Source organism: Vibrio lentus (assembly GCF_030409755.1).
GTDB lineage: Bacteria > Pseudomonadota > Gammaproteobacteria > Enterobacterales > Vibrionaceae > Vibrio > Vibrio lentus.
The window spans coordinates 295,372-313,208 of the sequence record NZ_JAUFQE010000002.1 but is presented as its reverse complement, the minus strand read 5'-3'; the positions used below and the strand labels follow the sequence as shown (position 1 = coordinate 313,208).

18 protein-coding genes are annotated in these 17,837 nt (G+C 45.4%); all 18 read right to left on the bottom strand.

Features of this window, described 5'->3' with window-relative positions:
- Positions 1–13: 13 nt before the first annotated feature.
- Entirely contained in the window at positions 14–754 is a 741-nt protein-coding gene (locus QWZ07_RS09845) for a heme ABC transporter permease (protein WP_017104850.1), read from the bottom strand.
- Positions 755–931: 177 nt separating this feature from the next.
- Entirely contained in the window at positions 932–1,600 is a 669-nt protein-coding gene (ccmB, locus tag QWZ07_RS09840) for a heme exporter protein CcmB (RefSeq protein ID WP_017104849.1), read from the bottom strand.
- A gap of 1 nt (position 1,601) precedes the next feature.
- Positions 1,602–2,219 (bottom strand): cytochrome c biogenesis heme-transporting ATPase CcmA, encoded by a 618-nt coding sequence (gene ccmA, locus QWZ07_RS09835; protein WP_029223446.1) that lies wholly within the window; start codon positions 2,217–2,219, stop codon positions 1,602–1,604.
- A gap of 280 nt (positions 2,220–2,499) precedes the next feature.
- A complete protein-coding gene (locus QWZ07_RS09830) occupies positions 2,500–3,009 on the bottom strand; it encodes a DUF2802 domain-containing protein (protein ID WP_017104847.1) in 510 nt (169 codons plus the stop codon).
- Positions 3,009–3,503: a chemotaxis protein CheW gene (locus QWZ07_RS09825; RefSeq protein ID WP_004736225.1), complete on the bottom strand. Its 495-nt coding sequence runs from the start codon at positions 3,501–3,503 to the stop codon at positions 3,009–3,011. Before QWZ07_RS09825 ends, QWZ07_RS09830 begins: the two co-directional genes overlap by 1 nt.
- A 72-nt stretch (positions 3,504–3,575) precedes the next feature.
- Positions 3,576–4,715: a chemotaxis protein CheW gene (locus QWZ07_RS09820; protein WP_192853205.1), complete on the bottom strand. Its 1,140-nt coding sequence runs from the start codon at positions 4,713–4,715 to the stop codon at positions 3,576–3,578.
- Positions 4,702–5,484 (bottom strand): ParA family protein, encoded by a 783-nt coding sequence (locus QWZ07_RS09815; RefSeq protein ID WP_192853204.1) that lies wholly within the window; start codon positions 5,482–5,484, stop codon positions 4,702–4,704. The genes QWZ07_RS09820 and QWZ07_RS09815 overlap by 14 nt, the downstream gene beginning before the upstream one ends.
- Positions 5,485–5,494: 10 nt before the next feature.
- Positions 5,495–6,619: a protein-glutamate methylesterase/protein-glutamine glutaminase gene (locus tag QWZ07_RS09810; RefSeq protein WP_102327885.1), complete on the bottom strand. Its 1,125-nt coding sequence runs from the start codon at positions 6,617–6,619 to the stop codon at positions 5,495–5,497.
- Positions 6,620–6,632: 13 nt separating this feature from the next.
- Entirely contained in the window at positions 6,633–8,801 is a 2,169-nt protein-coding gene (locus QWZ07_RS09805) for a chemotaxis protein CheA (RefSeq protein ID WP_065113384.1), read from the bottom strand.
- Positions 8,802–8,810: 9 nt separating this feature from the next.
- Positions 8,811–9,542 (bottom strand): protein phosphatase CheZ, encoded by a 732-nt coding sequence (locus tag QWZ07_RS09800; protein WP_192853203.1) that lies wholly within the window; start codon positions 9,540–9,542, stop codon positions 8,811–8,813.
- Positions 9,543–9,656: 114 nt separating this feature from the next.
- Entirely contained in the window at positions 9,657–10,025 is a 369-nt protein-coding gene (cheY, locus tag QWZ07_RS09795) for a chemotaxis response regulator CheY (RefSeq protein WP_017104841.1), read from the bottom strand.
- Positions 10,026–10,067: 42 nt separating this feature from the next.
- Positions 10,068–10,802 (bottom strand): RNA polymerase sigma factor FliA, encoded by a 735-nt coding sequence (locus tag QWZ07_RS09790; protein ID WP_017104840.1) that lies wholly within the window; start codon positions 10,800–10,802, stop codon positions 10,068–10,070.
- Positions 10,795–11,682 (bottom strand): MinD/ParA family protein, encoded by an 888-nt coding sequence (locus tag QWZ07_RS09785; protein ID WP_102351312.1) that lies wholly within the window; start codon positions 11,680–11,682, stop codon positions 10,795–10,797. The genes QWZ07_RS09790 and QWZ07_RS09785 overlap by 8 nt, the downstream gene beginning before the upstream one ends.
- 13 nt (positions 11,683–11,695) lie before the next feature.
- Positions 11,696–13,246, bottom strand: a complete 1,551-nt coding sequence (gene flhF / locus QWZ07_RS09780; protein ID WP_192853202.1) for a flagellar biosynthesis GTPase FlhF — start codon at positions 13,244–13,246, stop codon at positions 11,696–11,698.
- A 27-nt stretch (positions 13,247–13,273) separates the two neighbouring features.
- Positions 13,274–15,373 carry a flagellar biosynthesis protein FlhA gene (flhA, locus tag QWZ07_RS09775; RefSeq protein WP_065104897.1) on the bottom strand — a complete coding sequence of 700 codons (2,100 nt, stop codon included), beginning with the start codon at positions 15,371–15,373 and terminating at the stop codon, positions 13,274–13,276.
- A 259-nt stretch (positions 15,374–15,632) separates the two neighbouring features.
- A complete protein-coding gene (gene flhB / locus QWZ07_RS09770) occupies positions 15,633–16,763 on the bottom strand; it encodes a flagellar biosynthesis protein FlhB (RefSeq protein WP_192853201.1) in 1,131 nt (376 codons plus the stop codon).
- A 9-nt stretch (positions 16,764–16,772) separates the two neighbouring features.
- Entirely contained in the window at positions 16,773–17,555 is a 783-nt protein-coding gene (fliR, locus tag QWZ07_RS09765; RefSeq protein ID WP_017110126.1) for a flagellar biosynthetic protein FliR, read from the bottom strand.
- Positions 17,556–17,561: 6 nt separating this feature from the next.
- Entirely contained in the window at positions 17,562–17,831 is a 270-nt protein-coding gene (gene fliQ, locus QWZ07_RS09760; protein ID WP_029235191.1) for a flagellar biosynthesis protein FliQ, read from the bottom strand.
- Between the last annotated feature and the right edge of the window lie 6 nt (positions 17,832–17,837).

The window sequence follows — 17,837 nt, the reverse complement described above, 5'->3', positions numbered from 1 at the left end:
ATTACCTACCCTACTACGCTTTATCAGCCGCAAGTTTACGAACCCACGGACGGTGACTTTCTTTACTGATGATTTCGTTTCTAAAACGCACCATAGTGACTGCACCAAAGAAGAAGGCGAAACCGAATATGTTCAGAAGAAGCGGCCATAACATGTCATTTGAAATAGAAGGCTGATCAAACTTAGTGATTGTCGCGCCCTGATGTAGAGTGTTCCACCACTCAACAGAGAAGTGAATAATCGGCAGGTTGATAACACCTACGATAGCCAAAATACCCGCCGCTTTTGCCGCTGTTTTTTGGTCATCAAAGGCGTGGTGTAATGCAATCACACCCAAATATAGGAATAGTAGAATCAGCTCTGAGGTTAAACGTGCATCCCAAACCCACCAAGCACCCCACATTGGTTTACCCCAAACCGCACCCGTTAATAGCGCGATAAAAGTAAACACAGCACCAATCGGAGCCATTGCCAACGCAGCCATTTCAGACAGTCTGACTTGCCATACCAAACCGATAAAGGCAGCAATCGCCATAGACATGTATACGCCCATAGACCAAATTGCTGACGGAACATGGATGTAGATGATTCGGAAACTATCACCTTGTTGGTAATCTGAAGGTGCGAACGCGAGCCCCCATACAGTACCGACGGATAGACACAATAGCGCTAGGATAGAGAACCATGGCAAAAGTTTACCAGCGAGCTGATAAGACGTTTCTGCTTTGGCATAGGGATGGAGCCATTTCCACATGTTGTAATCTCACTCTTACTTCATATTGCTTACAGCTATCACAGCTATAATTATTATAATTTAGTTGGCTTGTATCTTTTCCAGTGACTCTATGAGTTTGAAAGTTTTAATTAGTTCACTCTGAACAAACAAAGTGGAAGTGAGCGCTTAGTTAGCTAGTTTTAATCAGATAATTAACTAGTTAACACTCACTCTCAGTGCTGCGCTGATAGCAAATGGGGTAAGCGTCATTGTGCCCATTAACATCGCCCCTAACACTGCTAACTGTCCGTTATACGCAACACCTAGTGCTGCCGCATCAATCGCTGATGTAGCAAATATAAGAATTGGGATATAAAGCGGTAAAATAAGCAGGCTTAAAAGCACACCACCTTTCTGAAGCCCTACCGTTAAAGCTACCCCAATCGCACCAATAAAGCTCAATGCAGGCGTACCGACCAATAACGTTAAAACAACCGACAGCCAGGTATCGAAATCCAAAGACAGTAATACAGCCAATAGAGGACTAATCAAAATTAATGGTAACCCGGTCAATAACCAGTGTGCTATGACCTTGGACAATACTACCAACTGCAACGGGATGGGCATCAGCATCATCTGCTCAAGGGCGCCATCTTGAAAATCATCGCGAAACAAACGCTCTAAAGAGAGCAATGCAGAAAGTAAAGCGGCAACCCAAACGATGCCTGCTGCAATGCGTGCGAGTAAGTTTGGCTCAGGCCCAATACTTAACGGGAAAAGGGTGATTACAATGATGAAAAACCACAGAGGGTTAAAAATATCCGCTTGACGGCGAAATGCGATAAGCAATTCGCGTCGAATGATCATTGTCATTGAAGAGATCATATTACTCACCCAACTTTATTTTTCTTAGTTTCGGGCTGTCAGCAAACATATCTTGGTGAGTGGTCAATAACACAATGCCACCATTATCCGCATGCTGAGAAAAAAGAGATTCCAGAACTTTGACACCCTGCTTATCAATTGCAGTCAGTGGTTCATCTAAAATCCATAACATTTGCTTACTCAACCAAAGACGTGCCAACGCAACACGGCGTTGTTGACCTGCTGAAAGTTGACCTGCAGGGACATCTTCTCTTCCAGCCAGACCCACTTGAGTCAAGGCATGATAGAGCTCTTCCTTAGTTGTATCAGCGTTATGAATCGATTGATAAAAACTAAGGTTCTCATACGCACTAAGTTCGCGCTTAACACCCGTTTGGTGCCCAAGAAACAGAAGGTTCTGATGATAAATGTCTCGACTCGACTCAATAGAGCTACCATCCCAAGAGATAGTGCCTTCATCACGGTCACCTAAGCCAGTGATGATCCTCAGGAGTGTCGTTTTTCCAGTACCGTTACGACCTTCAACTTGAACCAGTTCGCCAGGTTTTAGCTGAAAAGACAACGATTCAAATAGAACCCTGTCGTCACGAATAGCAGTTAAATTAGAGACTTCTAGCATAGGTAAATTTAGTCGAGTAATGAGAGGGCTATAGTAGCACACCAACAAGGTCACAAAACAGGACTAGGCGTTTTCGAGGGAACAAACTCCGTAAGAAACTGTTACTACCGCATCACAATTTACACATTTTTATTCTTGAAGCAGATATTGCTCTAGATACAAGCACTTATAAACATCGTTCTATAAATAAAGCGACAGACATAAAAAAAGAAGCCGAAGCTTCTTTTTAAGAGGAGTACATAATAAACATCTGAATATTAATACGGATTGAGCGCTCAATTTAACGACGTCGAGGTGGAGGCTTGCGATCGTGAGAAGAAGGCTGTTCATCAAAAGATGACGGATTACTTCTTAATGAAGGAATCTTCTCTTTGCCTGCAAGCTTATTCTGCAGAGACATCATTAGCTCAGCTTCCGCTTTTGGCAATTCGCATTCTTCAATCAGTTCGTTGATCCCAGCACCAAGCTGAACCATTTTGGTTGCTCGTGTGTACAAACGACCATCAGTATCAGCGTGTTCGAGTTCAACAATACGCTCATTCAAATGCTTAATCACATCTTGCTGCTCAGTCACTTTTTGACCAAGACCAAGAACAACAGAACGAACCTCAAGTAATTGCTTACTCGATTTTTGCAGCTCTTTGTCCAAATTACGAACTTGAAGGCGTGATTGATCTACCTGTTTTTGAATAGCACTTTTCACTTTGCTAAGCAAAATCAAGATGAACAACGTAAACACGCCGACTCCTGCAATTAACACCGCAGGACTCAAAGGAAGCGCTTCAAACATTACAGGTGAGCCATCTCATCCCATTCGTCTTCGCTTAGTAGTTTGTTTAGATCTACTAAGATAAGCAGCTTGCCATCACGGTTGCTTACACCTTGGATGAACTTAGCACTTTCGTCAGTACCAACACTTGGAGTCGTGTCGATTTCAGAAGAGCGTAGGTAAACCACTTCAGCAACACTATCCACTAAGATACCAATGACTTGACGCTCAGATTCAATAACGATGATACGAGTGTTGTCTGTGATTTCACCTTGCATCAAACCAAAGCGAGAACGAGTGTCGATAACAGTCACAACATTACCACGTAGGTTGATAATACCTAGAACGTAGTCTGGAGCACCCGGTACTGGAGCTATTTCGCTGTAGCGAAGTACTTCACGTACCTGCATAACATTAATGCCGTAAGTTTCTTCTTCTAGCTGGAATGTCACCCATTGAAGTACTTCATCATTAGTTGGGTCTTTTCTTACTTCAATTTCACTCATATGAGACATATTTAATCCTCTTGCCGTCGTTACCGACCACTATTGTTAACTTGATGCTTGTTGTTAGCCTAATGCTTATTACTAGCTTAATGCTTTTACATCTAGCCCTGCGTTTAGCATGGCGATCAATGCTTCGACGTGAATCAAAGCACACATTTTTTCTTTTACCATACCAGCGAGCCAAGGCCTTTTCCCTGCCATTTCTCGCCAACGTACTTTATCTGTATTGAGAAGTTCGGTGCCTTTCAGCTCAGTGCCGGCAAGCCCCCACAAGCTTTCTCCGAGCATGACTATATATTGATAGTTCTCTTTGTATTCATCATTCGTTAGTTTCTCAGACATCACCCATTTTGCGGTGTCGACAACATCTAACTGACTCTCTCGGTTTGTTTGCAAACCCAAATACCAAGCAGGCTTACCAATCAAATGGCTTAACTCTTCAAGGCGATGAATACCACCCAGTTCATCAAGAGGAACCGCAAAAGTTACCCCGTTGACATCAAAATACAGTACCTGAAAATCTTCTGTTCGAGCTGTACTTTCCCAAGACGTAAACCGCTCAATGCCGCCAGATTGAGTTTCAAGCTCAACCTCTGGTTCACTGACCGATTCAATCTCTGGCTTTTCAGTGTTCGTTTCGTCTTGCTGAGCTTCGACGTGCGACTCTTCAGCTATTGGTGACTCAATTGTCGGCTCGATAGCTTGCTCAACAGCCATTGATAAATCAGGCTCTGGGAGATTCCAGTCTTGAATTTCAGGTTCTACAGAAAGCTGAACGGATTCAACGGCAGCATCAAACATTTGCATGTCTGCGTGCTGAGCAATTTTCTGTGTGTTTTGATCCATTAATTCATCAAGATTCAGTTCATCAACCACATTCGTCGCTTCTAAACGACTCAGCAGTTTTTGTACATCCTCAAGGTTTGGAACCTCAAACTCCGCTTGTCGCAATTCTGCATAGGTGGAGTAACTAGAACGTTTTGGCTCTGGCTCTGGCTCTGGCTCTGGCTCTGGCTCTGGCTCTGGCTCTGGCTCTGGCTCTGGCTCTGGCTCTGGCTCTGGCTCTGGCTCTGCAGATGATGACTCATCGTTAGACTCGTCAACAACAAATTCGTCAGAATCCAGAACTTCATCGCCTAACAGCGCAGTAAAGTAATCATCAAGTGCTTGTTCACTCGATAAGCTTGGTCGCGCCATTGTTGATTCGTTATTCGCGCTCATTTATCGCCAGCCTTTCGAGATAAATAAGCAGCTGTTTGTAAGCAAATACACCACGACTACCCGATGCAAAATGAGATGCTGGTAAGCGCTTTAGGCTTGCATCTCTAAACTTAGTGTCAATAGGGACAGCAGACGCCCAAACTTGATTTGGATAATCTTCTTTCAGCTGAGTTAACGTCTGTAATGAAGCTTTGGTTCGCTTGTCATACATCGTCGGTACCACCGTCACTTTAAACGGTGTTTTTCGAGATTTTTGCATGATGGTCAGAGTGCGGATCATGCGCTCCAGCCCTTTCATTGCTAAAAACTCAGTCTGGACTGGGATCAAGATACGATCACTGGCTGCCAATGCGTTGACCATCATCACGCCAAGAATCGGCGGACAATCGATCAGTACATAATCATAGTCGTCTTTCAAAGCGGCAAGCGCACGCTTTAAAATTAACCCCATTCCACTGCGATTACCCATTACACGGTCTAATGTCGCGAGCGACATATGTGCAGGGATAATATCGATGCCTTCGACTTCCGTTTGTAACAGCAACGGTCTTACCGTCTGAGCATTAAACTCACGCAACTGAAACAGATCAAACAAACTCGACTCCACTGTATCTGAGTCGTAACCCAGATAAGTGGTTAGTGATGCATGTGGATCGGTATCAACCAATAGAACACGGTGCCCTTTCAAGGCAAGTAAGCCTGCCAAGGTCACTGTCGTGGTTGTTTTACCAACACCACCTTTTTGGTTTGCAACACTCCAAACAATCATGTCGATTTACCTAAGCTAAGCCAACTTCAACCAGAATCCTTTCCGCAATGCGGTCTAGAGGTAGGTCTTCAGTAGAAATGCCAGCTTTTGCTACAGCTTGAGGCATACCGTATACAACACAGCTATCTTCGTCTTGTGCCCAAATCGTCGAGCCCGCAGTTTTTAACATACGTGAACCTTCTCGACCATCAGCGCCCATACCAGTCAGTATCATAGATAAGACTTTGTCACCGTAGATCTTCGCAGCAGAACCGAATGTGACATCCACACAAGGCTTGTAATTCATTCGGTCGCCGCCGTCGATAATTCTCAAGCGAGCAGATCCTGCACGGCCATCAATCATCATCTGTTTACCACCGGGAGCAAGATAAGCCACTCCAGGTTTCAACACATCTCCGTCTTGCGCTTCGCGAACTTCAATCTTACACAAGGTATTCAGTCGGCTTGCAAACGCAGCGGTAAAGGTAGCCGGCATATGCTGAACCAACACAATCGGATGTGGATAGTGAGCTGGAATGCGAGTCAAAATCTTCTGTAGTGCAACAGGACCGCCAGTCGACGTACCAATGGCAGTTAACTGGTACTTTTTACCTGACGCTCTAAATTTTGCAGTCGATGCAACAACAGGCTTCGCAGCAGGCGTTGCCGCTGAAGTTGTTTGACGTAGCGATGAAGGTGTCGACGTCGTTGTTGCTGCCGTTGCTCGAGGAGCAACAGGCACACGACGCATGAATGCACGCTTCGCGGCAATTTGAATCACACGTTGTTGAAGCAGAGCGACAGCATCGTCACGGTTTCGAGCGATGTCTTCGAACTTCTTAGGTAAGAAATCCAGAGCTCCGGCATCTAACGCATCCAATGTAGCTCTAGCACCATCATGCGTTAACGATGAAAACATCAAAATAGGCGTTGGAGACGCGGCCATAATTTCACGAACGGCGGTGATGCCGTCCATGACAGGCATTTCGATGTCCATAGTAATGACGTCAGGTCTTAGCTTCTTTGCTTTTTCAACCGCTTCTTTACCATTTACAGCTACATCGATGACTTCTAGGCGAGCCTCTGAGTTGATGATCTCGCTTACGCGACGGCGGAAAAAGCTCGAATCATCAACGACTAATACTTTAATCGCCATATTTATCCTTAAATTAAATTCTTGATGCTGCAGCGTACTGCTTCAACAAGTCAGGCACATCGAGAATCAATGCAATGTGTCCATCACTTGTAATTGTCGCGCCTGCCATACCTGGCGTACCTTGCAACAACTTATCAAGTGGCTTGATAACGACTTCTTCTTGGCCAATCAGCGTATCGACAACAAAACCAACTCTTTGGCTGCCAAGCTGAACGATAACAACGTGACCATGTCCTTTGCGTAGTTCAACAATACCGGCTTTTGGTGCAAGCCAATTTTGCAAGTAGAACAACGGGATAGATTTATCACGAACGATGATAGTCAACTGGCCATCAACCACGTTAGTACGGCTGAGGTCTAAGTGGAAAATTTCGTTCACAGAAGCCAATGGCAATGCGAATGGGTGACCCGCAACACCGACCATCAAGGTTGGTAGAATCGCAAGCGTCAGTGGAACCTTGATCGTAATCTTGGTGCCTTGACCCATTTCAGAATCGATATCGATCGAGCCATTCAGTGTATTGATCGCTGTTTTCACAACGTCCATACCTACACCACGGCCAGAGATATCTGAAATTTGCTCTTTGCTTGAGAAGCCAGGTGCAAAAATAAGATTGAAACACTCTTTGTTCGATAAGCGAGACGCTGCGTCTTCGTCCATCAGACCACGTTTAACCGCAATAGCACGAAGCTTATCAGGGTCCATACCGCCACCGTCATCAACGATAGCCAACTCAATATGGTCACCTTCTTGCGAGGCAGACAGGATCACTTTACCTGTTTGTGATTTGCCAGCCGCAATACGAGCTTCAGGCATCTCAATACCGTGGTCCACAGAGTTTCTCACTAAGTGAATCAGTGGATCGGCAAGTGCTTCTACTAAATTCTTATCAAGATCCGTTTCTTCACCGCGCATTTCAAGAACAATGTCTTTCTTCAAACTACGAGCAAGGTCGCGGACAACTCGTGGGAAACGACCAAAAACTTTCTTGATCGGCTGCATACGAGTCTTCATTACCGCGCCTTGAAGATCTGCGGTAACAACGTCTAAATTCGATACAGCTTTCGCCATTTCTTCGTCGTTGCTGTTTAAGCCTAAACTCACCAGTCGGTTACGAACCAATACCAACTCACCCACCATGTTCATGATGGTATCGAGAGTTGATGTATCAACACGAACCGTTGCTTCTGCTTGTTGCTTCTTAGCTGGAACATTCGGCTTAGGTTCAGCTTTAGCAGCAGGTTTCGCAACAGCAGGAGTTGCTGGCTGTGGCTTAGGCGCGACTTGTGGTGCAGGTGCAACAGAAGCAGCTTTTACATCAGCAGGCTTAGTTGCAGCATCTAGCTCTTCAATCGACGGGCCATTACCTGAACCATGTAACTGATCAAGTAACTTCTCAAACTCTTCGTCCGTCATCAGGTCATCGCCTTCAGACATCGCCGAAACTGGAGCAGCAACAGGAGGTGGTGGCGGTGGAGGCGTTGAACTTGCCGCTGTCGGACTCTTACCGGCACCGTGCAGCTCATCTAATAACTTTTCAAATTCGTCATCAGTAATATCACCACTGTCAGCAACTGGCTGAGGTGCAGCGGGCGCTGGCGGCGGAGTTGGTGCAGAAGCTGCTGTTGGTGAGCCGCCTTTACCATGAAGTTCATCAAGTAGGCGTTCAAACTCATCTTCAGAGATATCATCCACTGAAGATGCACTGATACTAGAGCTTTCTACAACAGGCTCAGGCGCAGCAACAATAGGTTCAGGGATAACAGGTGCTGGCGCGACTTCATCAGCAGCCTCTGGTTTGCAGAGACGATGAAGTTCATCCAATAAAGATTGGTCAGCGGGTACTAAAGCTTCCTGATCTTGCACGGCTCGAAACTGTACATTAACTGTATCGAGAGCCTGTAGCATCGTGTCCATCAAACCTGATGTTACGCTGCGTTGGCCATTTCTTAGAATGTCGAACACATTCTCAGCACCATGACAAGTATCCACCAGCTCAGTCAATGCTAGGAAACCAGCACCACCTTTTACTGTATGGAAACCACGGAAAATAGCATTTAATAGGTCTTTGTCGTCAGGGTTATTCTCAAGCTCTACCAATTGTTCTGATAGGAGTTCAAGTATCTCTCCTGCTTCGACTAAAAAGTCCTGAAGAATATCTTCGTCTAAATCGTAGCTCATACGTTACCTTTAAAATCCAAGACTGGATAACAAATCGTCGACTTCATCTTGAGATGCCACAGCGTCTTCGCGCGCTTCTGGGTTCATGATTGGACCCTCAGGAGCAATAGATGCTTTCTTCTCTTTCTCTGGAGTTGGCTCTATCTGATTCGCACCGAATACCGTGAGAATCTCTACCAAACGTCCTTCAACCTCATTTACCAAGGTAATAACTTTGCTAATGATCTGCCCAGTTAAATCTTGGAAATCCTGAGCCATCAAGATTTCAGTCAGTTGTCCACGTAGTTCAGTACTATCGCCTTCTACTTGGACAAGTAATCCATCAATGCGGTGACATAAAGCTTTAAATTGTGCCAGCTCAATGCGGCCATGCATCAGTTCATTCCATTGAGGCCTTACTTGAAGTAAACACTCGTGTAGGTTGCCTGCTATTGGCATACAACGATCGACTGCGTCCATCGTCTTGTTTGCTGCAACTTCCGTTTTATCAATGACATATTGAAGGCGATCCCTAGCATCAGGGATTTCATCATTTGCGATAACGCTGATGCGTTCATCGAAATTGAATTGAGCCAAAGAGTCATGGAGGTCGCGAGTCAGACTTCCTATTTCTTGAAGCATTGGATTGTCTTGAAGACTAAAATTATCTTCGTAAATGCTTCTAACAAGAGAATCAGCACCTTGCTGCTCGTCGTTTTCAAGCAGCTCTACTAATTTTTTTGCTTGTTCTAATGAAATCATCCTGAGTTCGGCCTTACTCCGCATACTTTGTGACGCTTCGACTATTAAGGTAAACAACAAACTTAATAGTGAGTGTTTCTCTAGAAGCGCCTAAAAACAGGTTATTATTGACGCTTATAAGCGATCAAAAATCTTATCAAGTTTCTCTTTCAGAGTTGCCGCTGTGAAAGGCTTCACAATGTAACCATTAACACCCGCTTGAGCAGCTTCGATGATCTGTTCACGTTTCGCTTCTGCCGTGATCATAAGCACTGGAAGGTGCTTAAGTTCTGCGTCTGCACGAACGTGTTTTAACAGGTCAATACCTTGCATACCAGGCATGTTCCAGTCAGTTACCACGAAATCAAATTCGCCTTTTTTCAGCATTGGTAACGCGGTCAAGCCATCGTCTGCTTCTTGAGTGTTGTTGAAACCTAAATCGCGTAGTAGGTTTTTAACAATTCGGCGCATCGTTGAAAAGTCGTCAACAATGAGAATTTTCATGTTTTTGTTCAAATTAGCCTCCACTGAATAAAACCAGTGTTGTTAGTCGTTCTGTGTCCAAGCACTTAACTTAGTGCGTAGACGCTGCATAGATTGGCTCAGTATTTGGCTGACACGAGATTCGCTGACACCTAACACTTCCCCAATCTCTTTTAAATTGAGTTCTTCGTCGTAATAAAGTGAAAGCACGAGGCCTTCCCTTTCTGGAAGTTGTTTTATCGAATCGATCAAAGCTTGGCGGAATGACTCATCAGCAACCCCTTGAAAAGGCGTATTGTCTTGAGAGTCTTCATTCGGAGATATGACATCATCCGAGACGCCTAAATCTTCGATACCGACCAATCTTGAGCAGTTAATATCGGTTAAAGCACTGTGATACTGATCTAAACTGAGTCCCATGTGTTTTGCCACTTCGGCATCACTTGGGTCTCGATTAAGAACACTCTCCAGTTCTGCAATCGCACTGCTGATTTCTCGATTATTTTTATGGACCGATCTTGGCACCCAATCACCACGGCGAATGTCATCCAACATAGCGCCACGAATTCGAATACCTGCATACGTCTCAAAGCTTGCGCCTTTCGTACCATCATAGTTTTGTTGCGCTTCAATCAAGCCAATCATGCCAGCTTGAATTAAGTCATCAACCAATACATTAGGCGGCAATCGCCCCAACAAGTGATGAGCGATACGTTTAACCAACACAGAGTACTTCTCAAAAAAAGCCTGCTGGCTATTGAGATTTGCATGCTGATCGTAGGTAAGCGCTTTATTCACCAAATGGTTCCTCTACAAATTCAGTACGGTTCAGCAGCCTTTCAACAAAAAATTCCAAATGTCCACTTGGTGTTTTTGGTATTGGCCACGTCAATGCTTTATTTGCTAATGAGCTGATTGCCAACGCCGCAGGGGAGCGAGGGAACGCATCTACTACGATTTTCTGTCTCTTGACTGATTGACGTACTTTATCATCTAAAGGAATACATGCTACGAGTTCGAGGCTCACATTCAAGAAACGCTCTGTGACCAAAGTCAACTTTGCAAATAATTCTCGGCCTTCGCGATAGCTTCTGACCATATTTGCAACGATTTTGAATCGCTGAACTTGGTGCTCTCGGCTCAAGAGCTTAATCAAGGCATAGGCATCAGTAATCGAAGTTGGTTCATCACAGACCACAACCACGACATCTTGCGCCGCTCTTGAAAAGCTAATCACCATATCCGAGATGCCTGCTGCCGTATCGACTAGCAAGATATCCATCTCGTCTTCAAGAGAACCGAACGCTCGAATCAAACCAGCATGTTGAGCATGTGAAAGTTCAGTCATGCTTTGTGTACCCGATGTCGCTGGAATTATCTTAATTCCGTACGGCCCTTCGACAATCGCATCCTTAAGTTCACACTCACCCGCCAAAACATGTCCTAGGTTTCGTTTAGAGCGAATGCCCAGCATGATGTCGACGTTAGCCAATCCTAAATCGGCATCCAGTACCATGACTTTTTTGCCTTGGCGAGCCATGCAAATAGCCATACCTAACGTCACATTAGATTTACCTACCCCACCCTTACCGCCAGTTACAGCGATAACTTTCGTGATTGAAGGCTTCGTTAAGCGACGGAGGCCGCTAGCTTGATCATGTATCATATTTTCATTCATATTTATCCGCCGCCTAGAGTCCTTCAGAATCGCTATTCCAGTAATGAGGTTCATTCTCTGTAGATTTCTCTAATAACTCATTCGCCTTAGCAATCATGTACTTTGGCTGAGCTATAACGATATCCTCAGGAACTCGTTGACCATTTGCTATGTAAGCAACTGGTAATGCATTTTGTATTACCACACTGATGAACTCACCCAAACTGAGCGATTCATCCAGCTTAGTCAGGATACATCCTGACAACGGGATTCTTCTAAAGTGTTCAATGGTTTCTTGCAGCACTTTACGTTGCGCAGTTGCCGGCAACACAAGGTAGCTATTGATAACGGAACCACTCTCTTGCATCAATGTGTCTAACTGCTCAGATAGACGCACATCTCGCTGTCCCATACCTGCAGTATCAACCAGAATCAGGCGACGATTACGTAATTGATATATTACATCGGCCAGTTCACTAGAATCTTTAGCAACTCTTACAGGACAACCCATAATTCGACCATAAATCGATAACTGCTCATGTGCACCTATGCGATATGTGTCTGTTGTCACTAGCGCAACGTTGTCTGCACCGTACTCCATTGCTGCACGGGCTGCGAGCTTAGCAACGGTAGTTGTTTTACCTACGCCAGTCGGGCCAAGTAAGGCCACAATACCACCGCGTTTTAAAATATCTTTTTGTGTCACAGAGATTTGATCAGCGACCAGAGCAAGCAAGGCTTTCCATGCTCGTGCTGGTTTTGTGTCTTCTGGAATGTAGCAAGCCATTTGATCGGCAAGTTCTGCCGAAACACCCATACGTTCTAGGCGCTTGATAAGCATCGCTCGCAAAGGTTCGCGACGTTCGACTTCTTGCCACATCAGCCCAGAGACTTGATGCTCTAACAGACGGCGAATTGAGGTCATCTCTTCGCGCATCGTTTCCATTTCGGTATCTGAACCTTTCGACTGACCAGGATCACGGCCACGATCGTAGCGAGTAGGATCTAAGCGAGGAGCTGGACGCTCTACTCTGCGATCTTCAGCAATCAATTTAGACAAACCAGACTCGCGAGCAAAAGCTGAATCTACGTTGCCACCGCTACGAGGCTGATGATTACCGAGAGATTGTTGGTTACCGAGAGGTTGCTGATTTCCTAGCGATCGATTACTACCAGACTGGCGGTTAAGCAACGCGGATAACGAGTCTTCATTTTCAGCTCGGTGTTGCGGTTCGTCGTCTGCGCCATGGCTATATTGCTTAAGCATGTTAGCGAAGCGCTTAGTCATTGAACGTCCGCCTTCAGCACTCGACTGTAGACTAACTTTGTCATCATCTAACTGACGACGCCCAGCGGAAGCGGCTGGCGCTGCCATTTGGGTATATTGACTTTGCGTAGGCTGCTGAGGCTTATTGAGTTTTGAGCTGGCTGTCGATGGACTAGATTCGCCATCAATAGCGGCTACAATTTCAACGCCACCTGCGACCTTTTTGTTAGACATGATCACCGCTTCTGAACCAAGTTCTTCTTTAACTTGGAGCAGTGCGGTTCGCATATCTTTTGCAAAAAATCGTTTAATTTTCAATTCGATCGTCCGTTCTAATTAGGCGGCTTAATTACCAACAGCTTGTACAATGCGTATCTGTTTTTCGTCCGGTATCTCTTGGTAAGACAAAACTCTTAAGCTTGGGATCGTGTTTTTCACGAACTTCGCAAGAGTGGAACGTAACACGCCAGAAGTCAGTAACACGGCGGGCTCACCTTTCAGCTCTTGCTCTTGCGTTGCATGGCTGAGGGATGTCTGTAAACGTTCGGCTAAACCAGGTTCAATACCAGCAGATTCTCCGCCGGATGCCTGCATAGTTTGATGCAAGATTTGTTCCAGCTCAGGAATCAAGGTAATCACTGGCAATTCAGGCTCTATACCATTGATTTCTTGAACAATTAATCGTTTCAAGGATATACGAACCGCAGCAGTAAGTATGTCAGGTTCTTGACTCTTACTTGAATACTCCGACAAAGTTTGGACTATAGTGCGGATATCTCGAATTGGGATGGCTTCATTCAACAAGTTTTGTAGCACTTTCACGACCACACCAAGTGGCAACTGATCAGGTACAAAGCCTTCAACCAGCTTAGGTGTCGAACGACTTAACATCTCGAGTAAGTTTTGTACTTCTTCATGACCAATAAGCTGTGAGGCATTATTAGTTAATAGTTGGCTGAGGTGTGTTGCCAGCACGGTAGACGAATCTACAACCGTGTAACCTAACGCTTGTGCGTGTTCACGCTGTTCTTCTCTAATCCACACAGCTTCAAGGCCAAATGCAGGATCAATCGTCGGTTCACCATCGATCATCCCGTAGACTTGACCAGGGTTAATCGCGAGTTCCATATCAGGCTTAATTTCAGCCTCACCCACAGCAACACCCATCAAAGTAATTCGGTAGCTGTTTGGCGTGAGTTCTAGGTTATCTCGAATGTGTACCGCTGGGATCAAGAAACCAAAATCTTGAGACAACTTCTTACGAACCCCTTTTACACGCTCAAGCAGCTCGCCACCTTGATCTCTGTCTACTAACGGAATCAAACGATATCCGACTTCCAAACCAATAATATCAACAGGTTGAACATCATCCCAAGAAAGCTCCTTCTGGGAGCCCGTTTCTCCATTCGCTTCAACGGTAGCAGGAAGGTTGGGTTGTTCAGCCTTCTTCTTGTTCTTTTTATCGATGTAATACGCACCTGCACCTGCAACGATGGCAAGACTCAAGAATGAGAAATGCGGCATACCAGGAACAATACCCATGATGCCAAGGATGGCGGCAGTGATCATTAGGGCTTTAGGGTTGTCGAACATTTGGAAGACAAGTTGCTCACCCATATCTTCATCGGTGTTTTGACGCGTTACCATCATCGCCGCAGCAATAGAAAGTAATAGAGACGGGATTTGCGCAACCAGACCATCACCGATAGTCAGTAGCGTATAGATTTCGATTGCTTCACCAAAACCAAGGTCGAACTGAGCCATACCGATACTCAAACCACCAATGATGTTGATGAACAAGATCAAGATACCGGCTATTGCATCGCCTTTAACGAACTTAGATGCACCATCCATCGAACCATAGAAATCCGCTTCCTTGGTGACTTCAAAACGTCTGGTACGAGCCTGATCTTGGTCGATCAAACCCGCATTCAAATCGGCATCGATTGCCATCTGTTTACCGGGTAAGGCATCCAACGTGAAACGTGCACTTACTTCCGAGATGCGACCCGCACCTTTGGTAACAACCATGAAGTTGATGATCATTAGAATCAAGAACACCACTAAACCAACCGCATAGTTACCACCGATAACCACATTACCAAAAGCTTCAATCACGTTACCGGCAGCATCGCCCCCTTCATGACCGTGGAGCAATACCACACGTGTCGAAGCAACGTTCAAGGCCAGTCGAAGTAGAGTGGCAATCAGAAGTACCGTTGGGAATGCAGCAAAGTCCAAAGGCCTACGGGTATAAACCGAAACCAATAGCACAACCATTGACAGTGCGATGTTGAAGGTGAAGAACATATCCAACAAGAAAGCTGGAATTGGCAACACCACCATAGCGAGCGTGGCAAGTACCATAACGGGCGCGCCAATCGCAGGCATGGCACGGTTAGGGATTTTAGGTAGCTTGTCCGCAAAAGGGAGGGTAAATTTCATAAATCTGGGTAGTATCGCTATGTTGTAGCTTTTCCACCAAGCGAATCGAGGCTCAGGGCTAAGCTGTATTGCCAAAGTTTATAGCAATAAGGTTTATAATGGTCAGGTTTTCCCTGATCGGACTTATAATGTTCGGCATTGATATAGCAAGCACTGTACCAATATCTCAACGTCAATTTATCGTCACAACTTGCAAATAAAGACGATCAGATACAGCAACCATTATCCGGCTTCATTGGGCTGAGCTCAAGCAATTGATCTAATGACGTAAATCAGGTGGGATCGGCATATTAGAATCTTGCAATTTTGGCCTCTCCCCCCCTCTTTTTCTGTACTGTTTCAGCTGGAATACATATGCAAGCACTTGAGCAACAGCCGTAAACAGACCGTCAGGAATTTGCTGTTCTAGCTCGGTAGTGTGATAAAGCGCCCTAGCTAATGGAGGCGCTGGAATAATATAGATGTCGTTTGCACGTGCAATTTCACGAATCTTCATCGCCATATGATCGACACCTTTGGCAACGACTATCGGTGCTTTATCTTGATTCTGTTTGTAGCGTAGAGCGACTGAAAAGTGCTCCGGGTTGGTAACAATCACATCTGCCTGAGGAACGTCAGCCATCATACGTCGCTGAGCCGCTTCTCTCTGCAACATACGAATACGACCTTTAACTTCAGGCTTACCTTCGGTGTCTTTGAACTCATCTTTCACTTCTTGCTTGGTCATCTTAAGTTGATCGGCGTGTTGCCAAATCTGGAATGGGATATCAATCGCCACCACTATCAACAAAGAGCAACTGATAAGCAGAATAAAGTTAAGCAAGATGTCCAAGGCGTGGAATATATTCTGTGGATACACGTCCATGCTCAATTGCATTAAGTCATGTTGAGATTCTTGGATAAGATAGATAGCCATGCCCGATACTAGGGCGACCTTCAAAATAGATTTCAGTAGCTCAACCCAACTTTGTAGGCCAAACATACGCTTAATACCGCTCAAAGGATTGAGCTTAGACGCCTTAGGCATAGCGGCTTGCATCGAGAAGTTAACACCACCGACGCCCGCAGCGCCAATCACAGCCGCCACAAACAAAGTGATAAGAATCAAGAACAGTGGAAACAGCAGGTTGACCAAGGCGCCACCAGCGATTTCCAGTAGCTTATTGGTATCAAAAATTTCGTCACGGCTGAGCGAAAACAGGCGTTGCATGGCCTCGAACAGAGCTTTCGCCATCGATTCGCCAAACCACATTAAAGAAATCGCGCCTACAATCAGTACCGACGCTGACGCTAACTCTTTTGACCTTGCAACCTGCCCTTTTTCTTTGGCCTGTTGCAAGCGTTTGGGCGTGGCGTCTTCTGTGCGTTCTTGACCGTCTGACTCTGCCATTTCAGTCTCCTAGCAATCCAATCTGATGAGACGACATATCTGCTGCTCTCCTTGTAACCAATACAGCTCATAGTGGCTATATAAGCCGCCAAGAATGTACCAACAAAGCAACAGACCCACGAGTAGCGCAAACGCAAAACCCAAAGAGAATATATTTAGCTGAGGTGCAGCACGTGTCATTACACCAAAAGAGAGGTTAATCGTGAGCAGCGCAATAATGCCAGATAAAGACATCGCCAACGCTGTTTTGAACATGATACCCAACCACAAGGCTAGCTCTCTGAAATCAACAGCGGTTAAAGAACCACTGCCAATAGGTAATGTGGTAAAGCTAAACACCACCAGCTGCAGCATTTTTAAGTGGCCGTCTGTCGCCAGAAAGAACATGGTCGCGAGCAACATAAACAGCTGACCAAGTACTGGCGTATTCTGGCCGTTTGCTGGATCAACCATAGAGGCGAAGCCCAAGCTCGATTGCATACCCAGAATCTGACCGAGCATAACAAAGGTCTGAATCAAAAACTGAGTGACAAACCCCATGGCGACACCAATCACGATCTGTTCAAAAACCGTCAGAAAGCCTTGAAACGACAACAGTTCAATGTCTTTAGGGACAGCAGGAATGGCCGGCATAACCGCAAGCGTAATTGCTAAGCCTAGATACAGACGAATACGTGGCGACACAAAGCGTGCCCCGGTTACCGTCATCACCATCAGCATGGCTGAGATGCGAGTATATGGCCAAAAGTAATTGGCTAACCACTCGAGTACTAGACTTGTTGGGTATTCCATTGCGGTTTAATACAACACTTGCGGTAAGCGTTCAATGAGTTCAAAAAAGAACTCCATCATCATCTGCGTCATCCAGTGAGCAAACAACATTAACGCCAACAAAGTTACGATCAAACGAGGCAAGAAGCTGAGGGTTTGTTCATTGATTGAGGTTGCAGCTTGGAATACCGCCACGACCAAACCAATCAGCAGGCTAGGAATGATAATGGCGCACACCATTATCAGTACCATCCAAAGTGCATCTCGGAACAATTCTACGAATATTTCAGGATTCATTATTCC